This window comes from Erythrobacter sp. S158 (genome assembly GCF_057364915.1).
Genome location: NZ_CP200279.1, coordinates 974,496 through 997,196, shown reverse-complemented (window position 1 = coordinate 997,196; position 22,701 = coordinate 974,496). Strand labels below are relative to the sequence as shown.

Below are 22,701 nucleotides of genomic sequence, written 5' to 3'. Positions count from 1 at the left end.
GTTTCACACGATGTGGCATCCGGGTGCACCGGGGTCAATTTACGCATCTTCATGGCAGATTATCGCTTTCTGGAGGTTGAACGGTCGATTCATCGCGCAGGAGCGCTTCGGTAGTCTGGTCACGCCTTTGGATGATGTTCTCAACAGGAGGCGGGAGATCCGGGTCTGGCGTGGGTTCTGGCTCGGCCTCGATCGGAGCAAATTCTCCAATTCCAAGAGATTCGCGCATCGCGGGCGTGTCGAAGATTGTCGGGTCGAAGATTCCGCGCACGATCGTCGCGAGCAGGTAGAAATTCTCAGAACGTACATTAACGTTGAAACGGATCGGCAGGTCGGCAAGCTGACGGGTGATGAAGTTGCGGCTCGCCCCCTCGCCCTGCCTCACGCCGTCGATCTTGAAATTGGTGACGATTTCACCGGCAAGATCGCCATTCAATTCGACCGCCATCTGGTTGTAGTCGAGCGAACGAAGCGAGTTGAACGCATAATTGGCGATCGCGCCGAGGTCCTCATATGTAAGCTCGCCTACATAGGAGACATTGCCGCCCGGCGACCGCGAGATCAGCAAGCCGCCATTGATTGAGCCATTACCGTCGGCATCGAAGAAGATCGGGATCGTGCCGTCGAATGTGCCCGTCGCGCCGATATTCGACAGCTCCATCTGGGTAACGAAGGTGGCTGCGTCGAGCGCGATCAGCTCGAAGACGTAGCTCTGCCCCTCGCCACCGCCGAAATTGATCTTGGTTGGACGAAGGATCAGCGTGCCGCCCATAAACGGCCAGCGTCCTTCCTCGACGCCGACCAGCGTGCCACCGGTGAGCGAATAGGTGACCTGTCCGTCGAGCGCCTCGATACCGGGATTGACCGAGCCGATGTTGAGCACCTGTCCCGGCGCGGTCGTCAGTTCGAGGAGGTCGGTGAATTCGATCTCCCCGCTGACCCGTTGCACTGGACCGAAGGCAGCAGCAAAGTCGAAGTCGTCGGTGCGGAAGGTGCCTGAGCTGTCGATCCCGTCGGGCGTCCAAGTGATCACGCCCTCGCCAGTGACCACCCCTTCGGCTGCAGCCACCACGCCTCGCGCGAGGATGGATAGATCGTCGGGCTGCAGGTTCTCGCCAAAGCGGACGCCCGGAACATCAAGGTCCGCCCTACCCGTCCCCTCAGACAAGTCGTGCCGGATCGAAACACTGGTGATGAGCGCCTGGCTCGCTGGATGGCGCAGAGCGGCTTCGGCGATGATCGTGTTGTCCGCCAGAACGAGCGAGGCACCTTGCGCGGTCAATGGCTGGAACCGCGGGTCGGGACCGTTTGCCGGATCGATCCTTTCCGTCAGCCTGAATGCGCCCTCATCGACAAGCAGCGCACCGTCCTCGTAACTCCAGTTGCCCGACATCTGGCTGAGGTCGAGCGGAACGATGTCGAGCGCCGCGCTTGCGCTCGCAAATGTGCCCGCGATCCCATCGTCAAACCGCCCTTCCAATGTCTCCGCTGCGAAACGCACTGCATTGTCGGGATCGCCAATCACCGCTTCCAGCCCTGTAAGCGCGAATGGCCCCGGATAGCGCAGCAAAGCCGAGGAGGCGGACAGGCGGGCGCGCGATTCGCCGAGGGAGCCTGCAAGATCAATCGCCTCGCTCGCGATCGAGAGGTCGAGCGCATCGCGGTAGCGCACCATCGCGGAGGCTCCCGTCTGCGGACAGAGCGTCACGCGCCGTTCGGTCAGCGAAAGCTGATATAGCTCGAGGCCGCGCACCGCGATGTCGGTGCAGCGCCGCCCAACCGCGAGACCAGCTGCCGAGGAATAGCTTCCCTCAACCGGAACCAGCAGCCCGCGCACCTTACCGCCGGGCAATGCGCCTTGAGCCTCGACCAGCCCATTGAACGAAAGCGCGCCGCTCGAACTTTGCAACAGCGTCAATCGCGGAACCGCCAGCGAATCTGCACCGGCTCTGTATTCCGCCATCGTCATGCGAATAGCGAGGTCGCCATTGCCCCGTCGGTCCATTCGCCCGGTGATGAGCGGCAGATCGGTGCCGCCCGTGATGAAATTGCCGGCTAGCTGATCTCCCGCCGCTTCGGATTGTGAATAGCTGACCCTCGACAGCGCCAGCAGGGTCTCGCCACTATCGCTGCGAAGGCGTGCTTCCGGGATGATTACCCTCAGACCCTGGGGATTGGTCCGCACGGTGACGTCACCTGCAAGCCGCGCATCGCTGAGGCCCCGCGAAAGGCCGCGCTCGGCCTTTGCCAGCAAACTAGCAAGGAACGTCCCCTCGCTCGTTTCCTGCGCGTCTGTGAGGGCGCTGGTCGCATCGAGTGCGAGTTCGGCTCCGCGGCCATTGAACCGTGTGCTCCATTCGCCGCGCGACATGTTGTCGGTGAGGCGCAGTTGCCCTTCTGCTCCAAGCTCACCAATATCGGCGTAAGCGGTCGTGACGCCCGAAGCGGTCAGGTCGTGCCGTACGCTCAGATCACCCATCGCAACAGCTTCGCTGCCTGCAAACCGCCAGAGCAGACCGACTTCTCCGTCGAGCGAGGACGCACCGTTTTCACCGTAGTCGATGTCAACCGCGGCGATGCTGAGATTGCTGTCGAGCGAATCGAAGCCTTCGGACAATTCGACCCGCGCGGCGATATCGGCGCTCGCAAACGAGGCGCCCTCGCACTTGAATTCTCGCAGCCGCACGGGACCATCAAAGATCGGCCTTCCGCCATCGACAGACACCTCACCGTAGATGGTTGCCTCTTGCGCGCTGCAATTCTCCGTCCCGAAGCCCGGAGCGGTCGCTGCGATGATCCCCTCAAATCCTCCATCGAGCCTCCCCGCCCCTTCGAGCTTTGCACCTATCACGCCATAGTCGCTGTCGATCCGTGCCCGTCCATCGACAATAGCGACATCGAACGCGGGCAGTCCCGGTGACGCATCGCTTTCGGCATAGAGCACCGGGTCAAGCGCACCGAGGCTGAGGCGGCCATCGCGAAATGCACCGTACAGCCGGGGCCGGACAAGTTCGACCCGTCCGATCTGCGGAGTGCCGAGGGTCAGGACGACATCGACATTGACTTGCTCGACGGTGAGGTCGGGGGAAAGCGGGTCGCCCACCACCACGTTTTTGATTACCTGTCGCTGCGGTCCGATTTCGGAGATCTCGTAAGTCGCCTCGATCCCGTTGGTCTCAAGTGCGTCATCGATCAGGTTGGCCGCGATGCGATCTCGCTCGATCCATGCAGCCGATCCGAAAACAATCAGGAAAATCAATGTCAGCAGACTGAAGCGCCAGCGCCAGCGATCAGGCCACATTCCCCTCAGAAGCGATCGGCGCTCCATTGTGGAATCGAAAGGCGAAGGGGCATCTGACATCTTTCTCTTCACTTGCGCGACGCGGCTGCCAAAGGCAATTATGGCTTTGACAGATCGCACACTTTTTACGTGACGGGACCCGGATTGCCTCAACCTGAAGACAGTTTTGATTTCGGCCAGACCTCCGCCTCTGAGGCTGCTTATGTCTCCGATTCGGGCAAGATGGCTGGCAAGGGCCACCGCGAAAGACTTCGCGAAAGGCTCCTGAAAGGCGGGGCCGAGGCGCTCGCAGATTATGAGGTTTTGGAATACCTGCTGTTTGCCGCAATCAAGCAAGGCGACACAAAGCCGGTGGCGAAGGCTCTGATCGAACGTTTCGGATCGCTTGCCGGAGTGCTTAACGCTGATCCAGCGGCGATGCAGCGTGTGAAAGGCGTTGGACGAACCAGCGCAGCCGCCCTCAAGAGCGTCGCACTCGCTTCACGCCGCATGGCCCGCAGCGAGATTGTCCAGAAGCCCTTGCTCGGAAGTTGGCAGGCACTGATCGACTATCTCACGACCGACATGGCGCATCTGACGGTCGAGCGCGTGCGCGTGCTCTATCTCGATGCGAAAAACCGGCTGATCGACGATCATCATGTGGGCGATGGTTCGATCGACGAGGCCGCGATCCACCCGCGCGAGGTGATCCGGCGTGCGATGGATGTAGGCGCGAGCGCTCTCATCCTGGTTCACAATCACCCATCCGGCAGCCCTGAGCCAAGCCGGGCAGATGTTCAGATCACACAGAAAATCGCCGAGGCTGGAAGGCTGCTCGGGGTGACGCTGCACGACCACGTGATCGTGGGCCGCGAAGGTCATGTGAGCCTGCGCGCGAAGGGGCTGATCTAGACCTGCTTTTCGGTGATGAGCCTGACGCCCGAATGTTTGGCAAAAAAGCTCCATGCCCAATTTACTGTCACCGTGACTCGATTGCGCGCTCCCGTGAGAAAACCAACGTGGACCAGCCCCCAGAGCCACCAGGCCAGCGCGCCCGACATCTTGAAGATACCGAAATCCGCGACGGCAGACTTGCGGCCGATGGTCGCGAGACTTCCCTGATGTTTGTAAGCGAATGGCCCTGGGCACGGTTTGCCGAGCAGTTCGGCCTCAATGACGCGGCTGACATGCACACCTGCCTGCTTCGCAGCAGGTGCCAGACCTGGAACGGGCTTGCCATCCCACGCCATGCTGCCAGCGGTGTCACCAATGGCGAACACATCCTCTATCGCTGCGCCGTTTGGCCTAAGCACGCGAAGATTGTGGTTCACCTCGATCCGGCCCGCTCTGTCTGCCTTGGCATCGAGCCATTTGGCAGCAGGGGATGCAGCCACGCCCGCGGCCCAGAGAACGGTTTCGGTCTCGATCACCGTGTCCTCGCCAATCCTCACATGACGCTCCGCAATTTCGGTCACGCGCCCACCTAGCCGCACTTCGACGCCCAGTTTCTCGAGCGAAGCCATTGCCTCGGTTGACAGCTCTTCAGGGAATGCGGGCAGTACTCGGTCGCCTGACTGGACTAGGATGACCTGCGCGGTCGAAGGATCGCAAGTGCGAAACTCGCGCTCGACGCTGACGCGGGCGAGTTCCGCGATTGCACCGGCCAGTTCGACACCGGTAGGACCAGCACCGACGATCACGAAAGTCAGCAGCCGCTTGATCCTTTCCGGATCGCCCGAAGCCTCGGCCTCTTCGAAGGCGTTTAGGATCGATGCCCGTACGGCAACACCGTCTTCGATGGTCTTTAGGCCGGGCGCATACGGCCCCCACTCGTCTTTACCAAAGTACGAGTGGGTCGCGCCGGTGGCGAGCACCAGCTTGTCGAATGTCAGGTGCTGCTCGTGATCCGTCTCGCTCGTGCAGTAGCTGATCGTGCGCGCTTCCTTATCCACGCCCTTCACCTCGCCTTTGATGACACGCACATTGCCGTCAGCCTTGAACAGGCTTCTGATAGGGGTCGCGATGTCAGCCGGGTTCAGGGTCGCGGTGGCGATTTGGTAGAGTAGCGGCTGAAACAGGTGGTAGTTGCGCTTGTCGATCAGCGTGATGCGCACCGGTAAGCGCTTGAGGCGCTCAACAGCGGCCAATCCGCCAAACCCTGCGCCGACGACCACCACATGCGGCCAGCGATCGGGAATTTCCGCATAATCTCGGTCGAACAGGATGTTCTTCTCGAGCCACTTGAGGATAGCCCGGTCAACCGAAAGCCAGCCTGCCCCCTTCGCTTCGTAAATCGCGAGGAAGAGAAACGGGAACAGCGTGATGTTCGGGTGAGCGCCTGCAATCATGAAGAATGCGATGAGGAAGAAGAGAGCGTAGGACACGATCACCGCGCCGAACCCGGTGAAGAAGAACGCTGCCCACAGGATCGAGAGCCACGCCGGGAAGCCTGAGAAAATGCTGATGGGAAGCCATGTCTGAACAACGACCGGTGGCTCAAACAGTCCCGCTGCGACAAGCAAGGTCACTGCGAACCAGACACGGATCGCGGCCATCACGACCGGGGCGATGTGTTCGCGCGAGAACTCCCAAGCGTTGACGGTCGGACGGGCGAACGGGAGCGCGCTCGCCTTGAAACCCGATGCCAGCACCCGGTCCATCGATAGCGCGCCGGGCCCGTGAAACACGTACCAGACCAGCATCGCGCTCACGATGAGGTTGGTGGTGGTCGGGATGTATACCGCCTGGCTCACAATCGTCAGCGCGGCCATCGCCAAAGCGGCGGGGCGCGTGAAGAAGCCAGCGATCAGCAGGATCGGCCCGATCAGCTCGATCGCAAGCCCAGTCATCGCCGCATTGGTCGGGCTCATCCAGCTAACGGGGTACTCGTTCGCGGCAAGGTAAAGCGCGGTCTCCCAGTCGGCGGCCTTGACCAGTCCCGAACGCAGGAACCACATGCCGATGAAGAAGCGAATGACGACATCGCTGAATGGCCAGAAGGTCTCGGTCCCTTCGAGGTACCACTTCGTCCAGCGGCGCACCGTCACTCGCAGGAAAGGCGGAAAGCGCTCTTCCTGCAGCTTGTCTGCGTGAGCCACGCCCACAGCCGAGGGCGGCACGCTTACAGGCGATGCGTTGGTCATGAATGTTCCTCCTGCCCTACATTCGCGCCGGGCGCGTCCCCGGTTACAGGTGATACCGCGAAGGCGGCTCTTGCCAAACAGCGCGTCGCGGCATAGCCGCGCCGGGAAAGCCGCCGATCCACTCTTTTCGAAAGAAAGCCTCCGCTCATGGTCCCCCGTTACGCCCGCCCAGAGATGTCCGCCCTGTGGGAGCCTGAAGCCAAGTACCGCATCTGGTTCGAGATCGAGGCGCACGCGACCCAAAAGCTGGGCGAGATGGGCGTCGTCCCTGCAAGTGCCGGTAAAGCGCTGTGGGACTGGTGGGCGACCAATCCTGAGATCGACGTCGAAGCCATCGACGCGATCGAGGCAGTTACCAAGCACGACGTGATCGCGTTCCTCACCTGGGTGGCAGAGCAGGTCGGCGAAGAAGCGCGTTTCATGCACCAGGGCATGACCAGCTCTGACGTGCTCGACACGACGCTTGCGGTCCAGCTAGCTCGCGCTTCGGATATCCTGCTCGCCGATCTCGACGCACTGCTTGCCGCGATCAAGACCCGCGCCGAAGAGCACAAATACACCCCGACCATCGGCCGCAGCCATGGTATCCATGCAGAGCCGGTGACCTTCGGCCTCAAGCTCGCGCAGGCCTATGCCGAGTTCGACCGGTGCAAGCAGCGCCTCATCGCCGCACGCGAGGAAATCGCCACCTGCGCGATCTCGGGCGCGGTGGGCACGTTTGCGAATATCGACCCCGAAGTTGAAGCCTACGTCGCCGAGAAACTGGGCCTGAGCGTCGAGCCAGTTTCCACTCAGGTCATCCCGCGCGACCGCCACGCGATGTATTTCTCGACCCTCGCCGTCATCGCCGGCAGCATCGAGCGGCTCGCGGTTGAGGTGCGCCATCTCCAGCGCACCGAAGTGCTCGAAGCCGAGGAGTTCTTCTCCAAGGGCCAGAAGGGTTCGAGCGCGATGCCGCACAAGCGCAACCCGATCCTCACCGAAAACCTGACCGGCCAAGCGCGCATGATCCGGGCCTATGCCCTCCCCGCGCTCGAGAACGTGGCGCTATGGCACGAGCGCGATATCTCGCATTCGTCGGTCGAGCGGTTCATCGGCCCTGACGCGACGATTACGCTCGACTTCGCGCTCGCGCGCCTGACCGGGGTCGTCGAAAAGCTGCTCGTCTATCCTGAACGCATGCAGGCCAATCTCGATTCGATGGGCGGGCTTGTCCATTCCCAGCGTGTGCTGCTTGCGCTCACGCAGGCTGGCGTCAGCCGCGAGGACGCCTACCGCCTCGTCCAGCGCAATGCGATGAAAGTGTGGGAATTGTCGGGCGCGCTTTCGCTTCTCGAACTGCTGAAGGCTGACGATGAAGTGGCCGCAGCTCTGTCGAACGAAGAGCTCGAGGAAAAGTTCGACCTCGAATACCACTTCAAGCATGTGGACACGATTTTCGCTCGCGTCTTCGGGTAAGCCGATTGCCAACTGGCGATACTTGTCACACCGCTAGACTCGCGCGCCAAATCGCCTAGGTTTGCGTCAACACAAAATGCCCGGAAAACACGGGTCGCGAAATCAAGGGGATCGAACACGTGCAGATCGTGCGTACAATTCTGTGGGTCTTGCTGGCGATATTCATCGTCGTCTTCGTTATGCTCAATTACGGAGAGCCGCAGCGCGTTCGCATCTGGCTGTCGGAAGACCCGGTTGGGTTCGACTGGCCTGTGGGTATCATCGCCCTCGTATTCTGGTTGCTCGGAGTTATCCCCACCTGGCTCTATCATCGCAGCGTCAAATGGAGCCTTGGTCGCCGCATCCGTAGCCTTGAAAACTCCATCAAATCCAACGCCTTGTCACAGCGTCATCAGCCGGATGCGACTGTCGATAAGCCTGCGGATATCCCGGCAAAGCCTGCGGAAACACTCTCCCCGACACCAAGCTCACCCCAGAAGGACGACACCGCTGAATGAGCAATCCGGTCTATCTTGCGCTCGACGTACCTCAGATCGAGCCTGCCAAGGCGCTTATATCGAAGGTAAAAGCGCATATTGGCGGGATCAAGCTGGGGCTTGAGTTCTTCTGCGCGCATGGTGGCCACGGCGTTCACGAGATCGCGCATATGGGGCTGCCGATCTTCCTCGACCTTAAGTTCCACGACATCCCCAACACGGTCGCAGGCGCGATGCAGGCGATCCACGTTTACGAGCCATCCATCGTCACCGTTCACGCAAGCGGCGGGCGCGCAATGATGGAGGATGCGAAGGCGGCTGCTGCAGAAGGCTGCAAGGTCGTCGGCGTTACCATGCTCACCAGCCTCGACGAACGCGACCTTCGCGCCACGGGCACCGAAGGCACGCCGCACGATCACGTGATGCGCCTTGCTGAACTTGCGCATTCCTCTGGCCTCGACGGCATAGTCTGTTCCGGTCAGGAAGTCGGACAGGTCCGCAAACAGTGGAAGGACGGCTTCTTCGTCGTCCCCGGCCTTCGCCCCGCAGGCTCGCTCACCGGCGACCAGAAACGCACTGTTACTCCGCGACAGGCGCGCGACGATGGCGCGAGCGTGCTTGTAATTGGCCGCCCGATCAGCCGCGCCGAAGACCCCGAAGCCGCCGCGCGCGCGATCGAGGCAACACTTTGACGAAGGTGACGAATGCCCGATCTGGCCACGCCTAACCTGCCGTCGCGCGATTTTGATGCGACGGTCCAGTTTTTCGCCAAGCTCGGCTTCGAATGCGGTTACCGGGCTGATAACTGGATGATCCTCCATCGCGGCCCAAAGGGGTCTCGCGTGGTTCTAGAATTCTTTCCGTATCCCGACCTCAATCCCCTCGAGAGCTCGTTTGGTGCGTGTATTCGGCTCGACGATCTGGCCGAGATGGTCGCACAAATTGAGGTAGCAGGCGTACCCGATACGCGCACTGGTTATCCACGAATTCATCCTCCTCAAAAAGAAGCCAGCGGGCTAACGATCGCGTATCTGACTGACCCGGACGGATCGCTGTTCAGATTGATCCAGAACGACTGAAGCTCGAAACCTTTGGCATGACCATCCAAATCAAGATTTGCGGGCTCTCGACGCCCGAGACGATTGCCGCTTCCGCTGATGCGGGGGCGAGCCATATCGGTTTCAATTTCTACCCGCCCTCACCGCGTTTTGTCGCGCCTGAGCTTGCGGGCGAACTGGCTGCGACAACGCCAACCTCGCTCCTGAAGGTTGGCGTGTTCGTGAACCCCGAGGATACCCTGCTCAACGAGGCAGTCCGGCACGGCGCGCTCGACGCGATCCAGCTTCATGGAAAGGAAACTCCGGCCCGCGTCCAAGAGGTCAAGGCCAGCTTAAACCTGCCGGTCTGGAAAGTCCTGAGCGTCGAAACAGCCGAGGATATCGCCGCTGCCGACGCCTATTCGAGCGTTGCCGACCTGATCCTGTTTGACACCAAAACGCCCAAGGGTGCGCTGCCGGGCGGCATGGGAATTGGCTTTGACTGGTCGCTGCTCGATGCGTTCGACAAGTCCATCCCTTGGGGCCTTGCGGGCGGACTCAATTCCGACAATGTGGCCGACGCCATCCGGGCAACCGGCGCCCCATTGGTCGACACTTCGTCAGGTGTGGAAAGCGCGCCGGGCCTCAAGGACGTGGACAGAATCGCCGCCTTCTGCAAAGCCGCGCTCGACCATGACTGAGAACACCCCCAATTCTTTCCGCACCCAGCCCGACGATCGCGGGCATTTTGGCGAGTTTGGTGGCCGCTACGTCGCCGAGACGCTTATGCCGCTGATCCTCGATCTGGAGCGTGAATATCGCGCTGCCCGGGCCGATCCTGCGTTTCAGGCTGAGTTCGACGACCTGCTCGAACACTATGTGGGCCGCCCCTCGCCGCTGTATTTTGCCGAGCGACTGACCGAGGCGCTGGGCGGAGCGCAGGTGTGGTTCAAGCGCGACGAGCTCAATCACACCGGCGCGCACAAGATCAACAATTGCATCGGCCAGATCCTGCTGGCGAAGCGTATGGGCAAGACGCGCATCATCGCTGAAACGGGCGCTGGCCAGCACGGTGTTGCCACCGCGACCGTGTGCGCGCGCTTTGGACTGCCCTGCGTCATCTACATGGGCGCAGAAGACGTGGCCCGGCAGTCTCCGAACGTCTTCCGCATGAAGCTCCTTGGCGCCGAGGTCGTTCCCGTCACCAGCGGCGGTGCGACGCTCAAGGACGCCATGAATGAAGGGCTGCGCGACTGGGTCGCGAATGTCCACGACACCTTCTACATCATCGGCACGGCGGCAGGCCCGCACCCCTATCCCGAGCTTGTGCGCAATTTCCAGAGCGTGATCGGCACCGAGGCGCGCGCGCAGATGCTCGCCCGCACCGGTCGCCTGCCCGACCTGCTCGTCGCCTGCATCGGCGGCGGATCGAATGCGCTGGGCCTTTTCCACCCGTTCCTCGACGATCCGGACGTGAAGATGCTCGGCGTCGAAGCGGCGGGTCACGGGCTGGATGGTGACGAACACGCGGCGAGCCTCCTTGGCGGCGTCCCCGGTGTGCTCCACGGCAACAAGACTTATCTGCTTCAGGACGAAGACGGACAGATCACCGAAGGCCACTCGATCAGCGCCGGCCTAGACTATCCCGGCATCGGACCCGAGCACGCTTGGCTCAAGGAAACAGGCCGCGTCGAATACAACGCTGTGACCGATGAAGAGGCGCTTGAAGGCTTTAAGCTGCTTTGCCGTACCGAGGGAATCATTCCCGCGCTTGAGCCGAGCCACGCTATTCACGCGGTCGCCGAACGCGCTAAGCAGATGAGCGATGACCAGATCATCCTGATGAATCTGTGCGGACGCGGAGACAAAGATATCTTCACCGTAGCGGAGAAGCTTGGGGTGGAAATGTGAGACGCGGCGATGATGGCCCAGTACTGGGCAAGAAACCGCCCCTGATTGAACGTGTTTTCGCAAGCTTCAGCTTGATGAGGGGATTAAAGGGGTTCGTAATCGGTTTACTGATCTCACCGATCCTGATCCTTCTCAAGTCGATGAGTGCAGAAGAAATCCACTGGGATGGCGTGCCAATTTTCATGTTGATAGTCGCCACCGTATGCGGCCTTTGGGGCTTGTTGACGAAGAAGGACTTACCACTGTGAGCCGCCTCTCCAACGCCTTCTCCAAACCGCACCCCGCTTTCGTCGCCTTCATCACGGCTGGCGATGGCGACACAGCGGCAAATCTCGATGCACTCGTCGCAGGCGGCGCGGATGTGATCGAGCTTGGCATGCCCTTTACCGATCCGATGGCTGACGGCCCCGCGATTCAGAGCGCCAACCTGCGCTCGCTCGGCAAGGGCACGACTACCGCAGACGTGCTGCAAATGGCGACCGACTTCCGCAAACGCCATCCCGACACGCCGCTGGTCCTGATGGGTTATGCCAACCCGATGATCCGGCGCGGCGCTGAATGGTTTGCGCTCGCAGCCTCGAACGCCGGCGTTGACGGCGTCATTTGCGTCGACATTCCGCCAGAGGAGGACGGCGAGCTTGGCCCGGCCCTGCGCGAAAAAGGTATCGCCCCGATCCGCCTAGCTACGCCAACCACCGACGCAGCGCGCCTTCCCGCAGTAATCGAGGGCAGCGAGGGCTTTCTCTATTACGTCTCGGTCGCAGGCATCACCGGCAAGCAGCAGGCCGCAATCGACTCGATCGAAGCCAATGTCAGCCGCATCAAGCAATCGACCGACCTGCCCGTCGCCGTCGGCTTCGGGGTGCGCACGCCCGAGCAGGCCGCCGAAATCGCTAAGGTCGCGGACGGCGTCGTCGTCGGCTCCGCCTTCGTCGATCTGGTCGGAGAATTTGGCGATGCGGCCCCTGCCAAGCTACAAGCACTGACCAGCGCCATGACCTCGGCCATGCGCGCCGCACGTTCCTAAGGGATACGAGAAATGAACTGGTTCACCCGCGTCCGCAATTCGCTCGGTTTCGGCACCGAGAAAACGAGCACCGAGAAAGACCTTTGGGTCAAATGCAAGAATTGCCAGGAAATGCTTTTCGTGCAGGAGTTCGAGGAGAACCTCTCGGTCTGCCCGAAATGCGCGCATCACGGGCGTATCGATGCAGACACGCGGCTGGCGCTCTTGCTCGATCCGGGTTTCGAGCTTTTGCCTATCCCGCAGGTCACCGAAGACCCGCTCAAGTTCAAGGATTCGAAGAAGTACACCGACCGCATCAAGGCGGCGCGCGCCAAAAGCACGCACGAAGACGCCTTTGTCGCAGGCTCGGGCGCGATTGATGGACGACCCGCCGTTGTTGGCGTGCAGGACTTCACCTTCATGGGCGGCTCGATGGGCATGGCGGTGGGTGAAGCCTTCTGTCAGGCAGCGCAGAAAGCCATCGACCGCCGCTGCGCCTTTGTGGTCGTCACTGCGGCAGGCGGCGCGCGCATGCAGGAAGGCATCTTGAGCTTGATGCAAATGCCGCGCGCAACCGTGATGACGCGCCGCCTCAAGGCCGCTGGCCTGCCATACATCGTCGTCCTCACCGACCCGACCACGGGCGGAGTGACGGCGAGTTACGCGATGCTTGGCGATGTCCATATCGCAGAGCCCGGCGCGCTCATCGGTTTTGCCGGACAGCGCGTGATCCAGGACACGATCCGCGAGCAATTGCCCGAAGGATTCCAGCGCGCCGAATACCTGCACAAGCACGGGATGGTCGACATGGTGGTTCACCGCAAGGACCTGAAAGAGCGGCTTTCGCAGGTGCTCGACTATCTGCAGCCCAAAGCGGCTGCGTAGGCACTCCCATGAAATCCGGTCAGCTCGACTTCGGGCAGTCCGATGACCCGCGCGTTCAGGCGCAACTGGACCGGCTTTCGGCGCTGAGCGTCCCGCAAGGGCGGCTCGGGCTGGAGACGATCCGCGCGCTGATGGATAAGCTCGGCAATCCGCACCGCAAGCTTCCGCCCGTGTTTCACGTCGCGGGGACCAACGGCAAGGGCTCAGTCTGCGCGTTCCTGCGCGCGATGCTCGAAGCAGATGGCAAGCGAGTGCATGTGACAACCTCCCCGCATCTGGTGCGCTACAATGAGCGGATCAGGATTGCGGGAAAGTTGATCGAAGACGGCCCGCTGGCGGAGCTTGTTGAGGAAGTCTTGGACGCAGGCGTGGATATCTCCCCAAGCTTCTTCGAAGTCACCATCGCCGCCGCAATCCTAGCCTTCAGCCGCACGCCTGCCGACGCCTGCGTGGTCGAAGTGGGTCTGGGCGGACGCTTCGATGCGACCAATGTGCTGGAGCCGGAAGCGGTCGCGGCGTGCGGGATCGCGGCGCTGGGACTGGACCACGAACGCTTTCTGCTCGCGCCTGAGGAAGGCGTACCGACAGAGCCGATGGCGCGGATTGCGTTCGAGAAGGCGGGAATTGCGAAGAGGGGTGTGCCGTTGGTGACGTTTGGGAGAAGCGAGTATGCGCCCGAAGCTTCGAATGCGATAGCTGACGTTGCCGCCAAATCTGGAGCGAAATTCCGATTAATGGGTGACCACTGGGATTGCTCACCAACCGAGAATGGGATGTATTACCGAGACCACCGAACTGACGGTGCTCCAGAATATCTCCCGCGACCTGACATGCTTGGTGACCATCAGGTTCTAAACGCAGGTCTTGCGATGGCCATGCTCAGGGCGCAGCGGGGTATTGAATTCTCAATGTGTAGCCTTGAAAAGGGAATTGTCTTAGCCAACTGGCCAGCAAGGCTGCAGCTGCTTGCTAGCGGGCCCCTTGTTTCTCTTGGAAACGGTGGGCGCATCTGGCTCGATGGCGGTCACAACCCAAATGCCGGAGAAGCGCTGGCAAGTGCAGTGGCCGACGAGCCATGCTCGCTCCACCTCATCATCGGCATGCTCGACAACAAAGATCCGCGCGCTATCATCGAGCCGCTCGGCGACCGTATCCGCACGCTCCAAGTTGTTCCGGTGCCCGACCACGATTGTCACCACGCAAGCGCCTTCGGTCCAAATGCAGTTCCTCGCGCCGACCTTGAAGAGGCAATGCTCAATCTGCCCAATGACGGGAATCCCGTCCTCATCGCCGGCTCGCTCTACCTCGCGGGCGAAGCTTTGAAGCTGAACGACGAGGTTCCGACCTAGCTCGGCTCCACCCGCGGTTTGCCGTTCACCGCCTCAGGTGGATCATCGACCTCTTCCTTCCCCGTCTGCCGCACACTTTCGACCACGAAACCCTTACGCCACAGAAGCCACAAGAGCGTCATGCCGGGGATCGCGACGATGACGGTGAAGGTCCAGAAACCGACCCACCCCAGGTTCTCGGCAAGGTAACCCGAGGGGGTCGCCAACCAAGTCCGCCCGACGGCTGCGAAACTCGACAGCAGCGCAAATTGCGTCGCGGTGTAAGCGAGGTTCGAAAGACCGGAGAGATACGTCACGAAGACGGTAAGGCCGATCCCGCTCGTCAGGTTCTCGGTCCCAACGGCCAGCGCCAGCATGATGTTGTTGTCACCAACGATGGCGAGCAGGACGAACATGAAGTTCGACAGCATCATCAACAGGCCCGAGACGATAAGCGCGCGCCCCATACCGAGCCAGGCGATGAACGGGCCGCCCAGCGCAGAGCCAACGATCAGCGCGCCGAAACCGACGAACTTGTTGATCGTGATGAATTCGGTGTCGGAGAAACCAAGCTCGACAATCATCGGGTTGAGCATGCCCTGCCCCATCGCGTCGCCAACCTTGTAGATCAGGACGAACAACAAGATCAGCACCGCGCCCTTACGGCCGAGGAATTCCTTGAACGGATTGACCACGGTTTCCATCAGCCAGGTCGAGAACTTCTGCCCGGCCGCGCGCGCGCTGGAAGGATCATAGCGCCCCGCCCCTGCCCACAAGGCACCCAGCGCTGCGGGTAGGATAAGGAAGCTCGTGATCCCGTAAGCCATTGCCCAACCGACATCGTAACCCTCGGTCGAGGCAAGGTAGATCGTGCCCGCTCCAGCGAGCAGGTTGCCGGTGCGATAGCCGAACTGGTTCATCGCGGTACCGTGCGCCATCTCCTCGTCGGAGAGGATCTCGATCCGATAGGCGTCGATCACGATATCCTGCGTCGCGGAAAGGAAGGCCACCACGATCGCCCAGAACGCGAAGAGGCCGATGTTTTCATTCGTAGGGTTGCTGCTGCCAAGCTGCCAGAGCGCAAGCACAAGTGCGCCCTGAACCAGATAGAGCCACGCCCGGCGCTGCCCGAGCATGTCGGACAGGATCGGAATGCGGGTCTTGTCGATCAACGGCGCCCACAGGAACTTGAGGGTGTAGGGTGTCGTCAGGCCGATGGCGAAACCGATTGTCGACTTCTCGATGCCGACCTTCGAAAGCCAGAAGGTCATCGTCCCCAGCAGGAGCGTCAGCGGAAAACCCGAAGAAATGCCGAGCAGAAATGCCACGAATGGCATTTTTCGGCGATAGGGGGCGAAGGACGGGACGACGTATGCGAGCCCGACCATGGCCGCGATCACCCCGAAAAGAATTGCCGTGCTCCAGTCCATTCCGATGTCGTCGTCCTTTTGCTTCCCAGGAATTTCGTGCAACACTAGCCTTTGAGAAGAGAGATAGGGAAGCCGCGATGAACGCGCCGACAACAGATTTACCCAAGGATTCATCGAAGATGCAGCCGACACCGGGGCAATTGGCCTTGGCGCAGGCTGTTGGCGAGGGGGTGACGCGGGAGGCCGAGGCCGGTCAGACGGTACCCGCGAGCCGTTACACCGACCCCGATCACTTCGCTCGCGAGAAAGCGGCGCTCTTTGATAGGCTGCCGCAGGTTCTCATTCCTGGCGCGCTGATCCCGGATGCAGGCATGGCTGTGCCTCACGATGCGACGGGTCGCCCACTGCTCATCACGCGCGACAGCGACGGGACGGCGCATGTATTCCTCAATGTCTGCCGACATCGAGGCACGAGGCTGGTCGAGGGGCAAAAGGTCCAATGCGCCAAGCGGCTTGTTTGCCCTTACCACGCCTGGACCTACAAGCTCGACGGCAAGCTCCTTGCCTTACCCCGGCCTGAAACCTTCCCCCGCCTCGATAAGAGCGAGCACGGCCTCGTCGAGCTGCCGAGCCTTGAGGCGGGAGGCCTCATCTGGTTCGCGCCTGAAGAAGGCGCGGATTTCAGCGACGCGAAGGCGGTGAGCGCCGATTTCGATGCCTTCGGAATGGGCGATGCCTACCTGTTCCGCCGCAAGACCCATACGGTCAAAGGCAACTGGAAGCTCATCATGGATGCCTTCCTCGAAAGCTACCACGTGACCCGCCTTCACGCCAACACCATCGGCCCATTCTTCAAGGATGGTGTCACAGCAGGCGACAGCGTCGGTCCACACCTGCGCAGCGCGGTTGGGCGGCTCGAAGAGATGGAAGGCGTCGACCTCACCGACATGGAGGCGATGCGGCGGGTCATCACCTTCGCCTACCAATTGCTGCCAGCGACCGTCATCGTGCCCAGCCCCGATTACGTCAACGTCATGGTGCTGATGCCTCAGCGCCATGATCTCACGCTCGTCGAGGACTTCATGCTGATCCCCGAAGAGCCGAAGACCGACAAGGCGCGCGACCACTGGGAGCGGTCTTGGAAACTGCTCGATGGAGGTGTTTTTGCGAGCGAGGACTTCCGCGCCGCTGAACTGGGTCAGCAAGGTCTTGAAAGCGGAGCGGTGACAGAGTTGACGCTCGGTACGCTCGAAGGCGGGATCGCGCGCTTCGATGCGATTGTGCAGGACGCCTTGAACGCCTAAGGGGCGCGGGCAAAGGAACATAATGCCCACCAACCCCAAACAATCCGAAGACCGCCCCGAGGGCGACCGTATCGCGAAACTGCTCGCCCGCGCAGGTGTGGCCAGCCGCCGCGAGATCGAGCGCATGATTGCCGACGGTCGCATCACGCTGAACGACAAGGTCGTCGAAACGCCTGCAACCTTCGTGACCAGCCTCCGGGGCGTGGCAGTCGACGGCAAGCCGGTCGCGAAGCCCGAAGCTGCGCAGCTTTACGCGTTTCACAAGCCCACCGGCCTGATAACGGCGGAGCGCGATCCGGCGGGGCGCGCCACGATCTACGCCGCGCTTCGCAATGCACTGCCCAAGGATACGCCGCGGCTGATGCCGATCGGCAGGCTCGACCTCAACACCGAGGGGCTGCTGCTGCTGACCAATGATGGCGGCCTCAAGCGACAGATGGAATTGCCTTCCTCAGGCATTCCGCGCACCTATCGCGCGCGCGCTTTCGGAGACGTTTCTCAGGAACAGCTCGAAGCGCTGATCGAAGGCGTCGAAATTGACGGCGTGCGCTACGGCTCGATCGACGCAAATCTCGAGCGCGGGGGCGCTGGGGGCAAGAACCAATGGGTCGAGATGACAATCACCGAAGGCAAGAACCGCGAGGTGCGCCGCGTGCTCGAATATCTCGGGCTGAAAGTGAACCGGCTGATCCGTACCGCTTACGGCCCGTTTGGGCTTGGCGACCTGCCGCGCGGACAGGCCGTGCGCATCCGCAAGGGCGATCTTGATCGCTTTGTCAGCACATTGAAGAGGCCACCCAAGTAATGCGCGTGATTGCTGGCGAATGGCGCGGGCGAAAACTTGTCGCGCCCAAGGGCGACGCGACGCGTCCCACGGCCGACCGAACACGGGAGACGTTGTTCTCCATGCTCACCAGCCGCCTTGGAAGCTTCGAAGACCTACGCGTCGCTGACCTATTCGCTGGATCGGGCGCGCTCGGTCTCGAGGCGCTCTCCAGAGGCGCTGCTCATTGCCTGTTCGTCGAACAGGAACGCGGCGCGCTGGACGCCATCCGGTCAAATATTTCAGCGCTGGAATGCCGCACCCGAACTCAGGTCGACGCAGGCTCGGTCATGAGCCTGCGCGCTGCAAAAGAGCCCTGTGACCTGATCCTTGCCGACCCACCCTATCGCACCGGCGCGGGCGAGGTTGCGCTCGACCGTTTGCTGCGGCTCGGGTGGATTGGCGATGCGACTTGGATCGCGCTCGAAACGGCTTTCGACGAAGAGCCCGAGATCAAGGGTCTCTCGGTGGACGTGTCGCGCAAGGTCGGCAAAGCGCGCCTTACGCTGCTGCAGGCATCGCAAGAGGCGCGTTGAACCAGGATAGGGAGATCGCGACAAGGCTGACAATGACCACGCCCCAATGCGCAGCCATGCGCTTGGTGAAGATCAGTCCGATGCAAAGGAACATCCAGACGATGTTTGCGATGCCCCGCTGGAAATACTGCATCGCCTCCCATCCCTCGCGCCAGCCGTCATAGAATCCAGAGGCGGTCACTATCGCCAGATAGAATGCGAAGAGCCCCCAGAACTGGACGCGGTTCGCGAGGTAGTATTCGCGCAGAGAGCTTCCTTGCTCCAGCTTCTCGTCAGGCAGGACAGCCGCCGCCAGCAGGAACAGGGTCAGCAGTGTGAAAACGACGGGAAGGAACTCGATGAATTGTATCTGCTCGAGCTCCGAAAAGCCGCGATAGAGACCCCACCAGATGTTGAGGATAAGGCAAAGGACGATGAAGGCCGTCACCGGGACGATCGGGTCCCATCGAATGGCGCGTCCCTGCCGCATGAGGCGATGAAGGCTGAGAGCGAGATCGGCCACTGACAAGCCGATCAGGATCGCTGCGAAGATAATCAGATACTCGCCGACACCCATGCACTGTCCCCCGCCACGAAAACCGAACGAGTTGCGAGGCTAGTGACGGGTGAACAATGCGAGCAAGTGATGCCCGCTCAATCTTCCCCAACTGAAAAAGGTGGCAGGCCCGCGCTCTTGGCACGAAGACCTGCCATCAGTCATGGATCGGGCTGCTCAGCCCTCGCTTGGGCCCGGGTCGGCAAAGGCGTTCTCGATCTGAGTCCATGCCGCCTCGCGTTCCGGGCCGGTCATCGCGGTGATTGCGATCTTGTCGCCGTCCTCAAGTCTCCAGAACATTGTCTGGCGTTCGGGTGTCAGCGTCCAGTAATAGCCCTGCGTTTCCGCAGGCCAGACGTCGTACTCGGCCTGCTTTTCCGCCGGCCAGCCGTCATATTCAGCCTTCGCCTCCGGAGCCATCGGGTCCGGTGTTGCAGGCGGCGCTGGCTCCTCGATGTCCTGTGCCATGCCGGGGGCTGAGGCAACGACTCCAAATGTGACGACAGCGACGGCGCCTAGGATGAGATGGGATTTGCGCATGAGTGGTCTCCTGATGATCGAACACGTTTGCGCGACGAATGCTAATGCGACCCGGACGAGTGATCCCCTTCGATCCGGACGAGCCCTATGTGGCATGGCCGCAGTCATTCGCGAAGCCCGCCGAAGCGCCCAGACCTCTGCGCGCGCACGGATAAACGAAACCTGTGGCGCAAACAGGCTGAGGCGAACAGCGAACGTCAGAAGCGGACATGAAAAAAGGCGGCTATCAGCGCCGCCTTCCTTCAAATTTGGTTGGAGTCGAAGCTCTTACTTCGAGCTCGCCGGCTTTCCAGGCCAATAATCGAGCGGGCGATTGCCCCAATCGAGGCCAGCGGCGCGGGGGTTGATGCAGCCGTCCTGATCGTCGTTCATGCACACGTCGTAAACCTGGCCATCGATGCGCACCTTCGTGGCTTTACCGGCATCGTTGCGCTCCACCACTACTGGCAATTCGGCCTTCGTCGAGCCGTCGTTGTCGGTAGTCGCATCATTCTGCGCAATGACCGGGGCCACAGCAAAAAGAGTGGCGGCCGAAATTGAGGTGATCGAGGCTGAGATAAGGTTCTTCATCGTGTGTAATCCTTTGTTGTTTCCCGTCTTCCTTTGTCAGTTCCCATGATGCCCTTCCAAATGCACTCGCCCGTCCCATGGTTCCGAAAAAGATGAAAACGCAGCTTAGCGCGCTTGCCGAGCGCGCATTCGTTCCCTACCTGTTCGCACAGCGCCTCTAAAAAGAAGTCATGAGCTCGAACCTTCCCCTTCCCCCTGACGACAACGTCCCCGATGGGCCGGTGCCGCCTTATGCTCAGCGGCTGAACCCGCCGCAGCGAGAGGCCGTTTTGACGACTGAGGGGCCGGTGCTGATGCTGGCGGGTGCGGGCACAGGGAAAACCGCGGCGCTGACCTCGCGCCTTGCTCACCTCGTTGCAACACGCCGCGCATGGCCGAGCCAGATCCTGTGCGTGACCTTCACCAACAAGGCCGCGCGGGAAATGCGGGAGCGTGTTGCAGGCCATCTGGGTCCGGGTGCTGAGGGCATCCCCTGGCTCGGCACTTTCCACTCGATCTGCGCCAAGATGCTTCGCCGCCATGCCGAGCTAGTCGGGCTTGAGCAGAACTACACGATCATCGACACCGACGATCAATTGCGACTGTTAAAGCAGCTGATCAACGACAACGGCGTCGATGAAAAACGCTGGCCTGCGCGCCAGCTTGCGGGGCTCATCGACCGCTGGAAGAACCGCGGACTCAATCCCGAAGACCTCGACCCCGCGGAGTGCGAGGCCTACGTCAACGGGCGGGGAGCGGAGTTTTATCGCCTTTATCAGGATCGCCTGAAAGCGCTGAACGCCTGTGATTTTGGCGACCTTATGCTTCACATGCTGAACATCTTCCGCAAGCACACCGATGTGCTTGCCGATTACCAGCAGCGCTTCAAATACATCCTCGTCGATGAGTATCAGGACACCAATGCGGTCCAGTATCTGTGGCTGAGGCTGCTTGCTCAGACCCACAAAAACATCTGCGTGGTCGGCGACGATGACCAGTCGATCTATTCCTGGCGCGGGGCCGAGGTCGCGAACATCTTGCGGTTTGAAAAGGACTTCCCCGGCGCGCATGTCGTGCGGCTCGAACAGAACTACCGCTCGACCCCGCATATCCTTGGTGCAGCATCGGGCTTGATCCGCGCGAACTCGCAGCGTCACGAAAAGACGCTGTGGACCGAGGTGAATGGCGGCGACAAGGTCCGCGTCATCGGGGTGTGGGACGCGCCCGAAGAAGCGCGGCGGGTCAGCGAAGAAATCGAACGCCTCGAACGCGAGGGCGCTCCGTTGGACCAGGTCGCGATCCTAGTGCGGGCGCAATACCAGACCCGCGAGTTTGAAGACCGCTTCATTCAGACCGGCATCAATTATCGCATCATCGGCGGTTTCCGTTTCTACGAGCGCGCCGAAATACGTGATGCGCTCGCCTATCTGCGGGTGATTGCGCAGCCGCAGGACGACCTTGCATTTGAGCGCATCTACAACCAGCCCAAGCGCGGGCTTGGCGCAAAGACGCTTGAGAAAATGCACCAGCATGCCCGCCGCGTCGGCATGCCGCTCGCCGCCGCATCGCTTGAGCTTGCCGACAGCGACGAACTGCCAAAGCGCGCCGCGAATACGATTGGCTCGCTGATGCGGTCGTTCCTCGCCTGGCGCGAGGCTTCGGAGCAGATGACGCCGTCCGACCTCCTGCGGCTTGTTCTGGACGAAAGCGGCTACAACGACATGCTCGCCGCCGACCGCTCTGCCGAAAGCGCTGGGCGCGCGGAAAACCTCTCCGAACTCGCCCGTGCGATGGAAGAGTATGAAACGCTCGGCGACTTCCTCGAACATGTGAGCCTCGTCATGGACAATGATCGCGGCGATGAGGAAGACACCGTCACCATCATGACGATCCACGCGGCCAAGGGCCTCGAATTCGACCACGTGTTCTGCGTCGGTTGGGAAGAAGGCGTCTTTCCCTCGCAGCGCGCGATCGACGAAGGCGGGCTCGCAAGCCTCGAGGAAGAGCGCCGCCTCGCCTATGTCGCGATAACCCGCGCGCGGCGGCGCTGCATGATCCTGCATGCGGCCAACCGCCGCATTTACGGCCAGTGGACCAGTTCCATCCCCTCGCGCTTCATCGAGGAGTTGCCCGAAGAGCATATCGAGCAGGAAACCACGATGACCGGCGGCGCCTCGCTATGGCGAGCAAACTGGTCGGAAAACGAAGACCCCTTCGCCCACGTCGCACGCGACCGCCCTGACCGCGCACAGGCGCGCGGTCCCGGATGGCAACGCGCGGTCGCAACCGGTTACGAACCGCGGCAGAAGCGCGTCGCCGAACCGGGCCGTTCAGCGGCAAGCTTCGCAGCCAAGCCGCGCTCCGATATCGCCATCGGCGCGATGGTCGAACACAAGAAATTCGGCACAGGCTGCGTGATCGATCAGGAAGGCAACAAGCTGACGATCAACTTTGAGGAAGCGGGCGAAAAGCGCGTGATCGACAGTTTCGTGACTGTGGTGGGTTAGGTCGCGGGCTAAG

The 22,701-nt window shown here is 61.4% G+C and carries 20 protein-coding genes; 14 read left to right on the top strand and 6 right to left on the bottom strand.

Going from position 1 to position 22,701, the window contains the following annotated elements; translation table 11 throughout:
- Window positions 1-49: 49 nt before the first annotated feature.
- Window positions 50-3,361 (bottom strand): intermembrane phospholipid transport protein YdbH family protein, encoded by a 3,312-nt coding sequence (locus AC0V6T_RS04980; RefSeq protein WP_486124849.1) that lies wholly within the window; start codon window positions 3,359-3,361, stop codon window positions 50-52.
- Window positions 3,362-3,445: 84 nt separating this feature from the next.
- On the opposite strand from AC0V6T_RS04980, the gene radC reads away from it, so the two are divergent.
- The gene (radC, locus tag AC0V6T_RS04975; protein WP_040464799.1) at window positions 3,446-4,192 is read left to right on the top strand and encodes a RadC family protein; all 747 of its coding nucleotides are present in this window, start codon (window positions 3,446-3,448) and stop codon (window positions 4,190-4,192) included.
- On the opposite strand, the gene AC0V6T_RS04970 is transcribed toward radC, so the two are convergent.
- Window positions 4,189-6,423: an FAD-dependent oxidoreductase gene (locus AC0V6T_RS04970; RefSeq protein ID WP_486124847.1), complete on the bottom strand. Its 2,235-nt coding sequence runs from the start codon at window positions 6,421-6,423 to the stop codon at window positions 4,189-4,191. The two genes, radC and AC0V6T_RS04970, sit on opposite strands and share 4 nt — an antisense overlap.
- A 147-nt stretch (window positions 6,424-6,570) precedes the next feature.
- Here AC0V6T_RS04970 and purB point away from each other — a divergent pair, with 147 nt between their 5' ends.
- The 9 genes from purB to AC0V6T_RS04925 all read left to right on the top strand — a co-directional run bounded on the left by purB (window position 6,571) and on the right by AC0V6T_RS04925 (window position 14,545).
- A complete protein-coding gene (purB, locus tag AC0V6T_RS04965; protein WP_486124844.1) occupies window positions 6,571-7,881 on the top strand; it encodes an adenylosuccinate lyase in 1,311 nt (436 codons plus the stop codon).
- A 119-nt stretch (window positions 7,882-8,000) separates the two neighbouring features.
- Window positions 8,001-8,378 (top strand): LapA family protein, encoded by a 378-nt coding sequence (locus AC0V6T_RS04960; protein ID WP_486124842.1) that lies wholly within the window; start codon window positions 8,001-8,003, stop codon window positions 8,376-8,378.
- Window positions 8,375-9,049, top strand: coding sequence for an orotidine-5'-phosphate decarboxylase (gene pyrF, locus AC0V6T_RS04955; protein WP_486124840.1), 675 nt, complete (start codon window positions 8,375-8,377; stop codon window positions 9,047-9,049). Before AC0V6T_RS04960 ends, pyrF begins: the two co-directional genes overlap by 4 nt.
- Window positions 9,050-9,061: 12 nt before the next feature.
- Window positions 9,062-9,436, top strand: coding sequence for a bleomycin resistance protein (locus AC0V6T_RS04950; protein ID WP_486124838.1), 375 nt, complete (start codon window positions 9,062-9,064; stop codon window positions 9,434-9,436).
- A 17-nt stretch (window positions 9,437-9,453) separates the two neighbouring features.
- A complete protein-coding gene (locus AC0V6T_RS04945) occupies window positions 9,454-10,095 on the top strand; it encodes a phosphoribosylanthranilate isomerase (RefSeq protein WP_486124836.1) in 642 nt (213 codons plus the stop codon).
- Window positions 10,088-11,305 (top strand): tryptophan synthase subunit beta, encoded by a 1,218-nt coding sequence (gene trpB, locus AC0V6T_RS04940; RefSeq protein WP_486124834.1) that lies wholly within the window; start codon window positions 10,088-10,090, stop codon window positions 11,303-11,305. The genes AC0V6T_RS04945 and trpB overlap by 8 nt, the downstream gene beginning before the upstream one ends.
- 244 nt (window positions 11,306-11,549) lie before the next feature.
- Window positions 11,550-12,332 carry a tryptophan synthase subunit alpha gene (trpA, locus tag AC0V6T_RS04935; protein ID WP_486124832.1) on the top strand — a complete coding sequence of 261 codons (783 nt, stop codon included), beginning with the start codon at window positions 11,550-11,552 and terminating at the stop codon, window positions 12,330-12,332.
- A gap of 12 nt (window positions 12,333-12,344) precedes the next feature.
- Window positions 12,345-13,196, top strand: a complete 852-nt coding sequence (accD, locus tag AC0V6T_RS04930; protein ID WP_007164509.1) for an acetyl-CoA carboxylase, carboxyltransferase subunit beta — start codon at window positions 12,345-12,347, stop codon at window positions 13,194-13,196.
- Between the two features lie 8 nt (window positions 13,197-13,204).
- The gene (locus AC0V6T_RS04925; protein WP_486124830.1) at window positions 13,205-14,545 is read left to right on the top strand and encodes a bifunctional folylpolyglutamate synthase/dihydrofolate synthase; all 1,341 of its coding nucleotides are present in this window, start codon (window positions 13,205-13,207) and stop codon (window positions 14,543-14,545) included.
- Here AC0V6T_RS04925 and AC0V6T_RS04920 read toward each other — a convergent pair.
- On the bottom strand, window positions 14,542-15,996 hold the full coding sequence (locus AC0V6T_RS04920; protein ID WP_486124828.1) for an AmpG family muropeptide MFS transporter: 1,455 nt from the start codon (window positions 15,994-15,996) through the stop codon (window positions 14,542-14,544). The genes AC0V6T_RS04925 and AC0V6T_RS04920 overlap by 4 nt on opposite strands.
- A gap of 35 nt (window positions 15,997-16,031) precedes the next feature.
- On the opposite strand from AC0V6T_RS04920, the gene AC0V6T_RS04915 reads away from it, so the two are divergent.
- The 3 genes from AC0V6T_RS04915 to rsmD are packed head-to-tail and all read left to right on the top strand — an operon-like array spanning window position 16,032 to window position 18,557.
- The gene (locus AC0V6T_RS04915; RefSeq protein ID WP_486124826.1) at window positions 16,032-17,198 is read left to right on the top strand and encodes an aromatic ring-hydroxylating oxygenase subunit alpha; all 1,167 of its coding nucleotides are present in this window, start codon (window positions 16,032-16,034) and stop codon (window positions 17,196-17,198) included.
- Window positions 17,199-17,220: 22 nt separating this feature from the next.
- Complete coding sequence (locus AC0V6T_RS04910) at window positions 17,221-18,003, top strand: pseudouridine synthase (protein ID WP_486124824.1); 783 nt, start codon at window positions 17,221-17,223, stop codon at window positions 18,001-18,003.
- Entirely contained in the window at window positions 18,003-18,557 is a 555-nt protein-coding gene (gene rsmD / locus AC0V6T_RS04905; protein WP_486124822.1) for a 16S rRNA (guanine(966)-N(2))-methyltransferase RsmD, read from the top strand. The genes AC0V6T_RS04910 and rsmD overlap by 1 nt, the downstream gene beginning before the upstream one ends.
- On the opposite strand, the gene AC0V6T_RS04900 is transcribed toward rsmD, so the two are convergent.
- The 3 genes from AC0V6T_RS04900 to AC0V6T_RS04890 all read right to left on the bottom strand — a co-directional run bounded on the left by AC0V6T_RS04900 (window position 18,523) and on the right by AC0V6T_RS04890 (window position 20,202).
- Window positions 18,523-19,113, bottom strand: a complete 591-nt coding sequence (locus AC0V6T_RS04900; protein ID WP_486124820.1) for a hypothetical protein — start codon at window positions 19,111-19,113, stop codon at window positions 18,523-18,525. The two genes, rsmD and AC0V6T_RS04900, sit on opposite strands and share 35 nt — an antisense overlap.
- Before the next feature lie 156 nt (window positions 19,114-19,269).
- Window positions 19,270-19,632, bottom strand: a complete 363-nt coding sequence (locus AC0V6T_RS04895) for a hypothetical protein (protein WP_007164516.1) — start codon at window positions 19,630-19,632, stop codon at window positions 19,270-19,272.
- A 267-nt stretch (window positions 19,633-19,899) separates the two neighbouring features.
- The gene (locus AC0V6T_RS04890) at window positions 19,900-20,202 is read right to left on the bottom strand and encodes a hypothetical protein (protein ID WP_486124818.1); all 303 of its coding nucleotides are present in this window, start codon (window positions 20,200-20,202) and stop codon (window positions 19,900-19,902) included.
- A gap of 170 nt (window positions 20,203-20,372) precedes the next feature.
- On the opposite strand from AC0V6T_RS04890, the gene AC0V6T_RS04885 reads away from it, so the two are divergent.
- Window positions 20,373-22,688, top strand: coding sequence for an ATP-dependent helicase (locus AC0V6T_RS04885; protein WP_486124816.1), 2,316 nt, complete (start codon window positions 20,373-20,375; stop codon window positions 22,686-22,688).
- Window positions 22,689-22,701 lie beyond the last annotated feature (13 nt).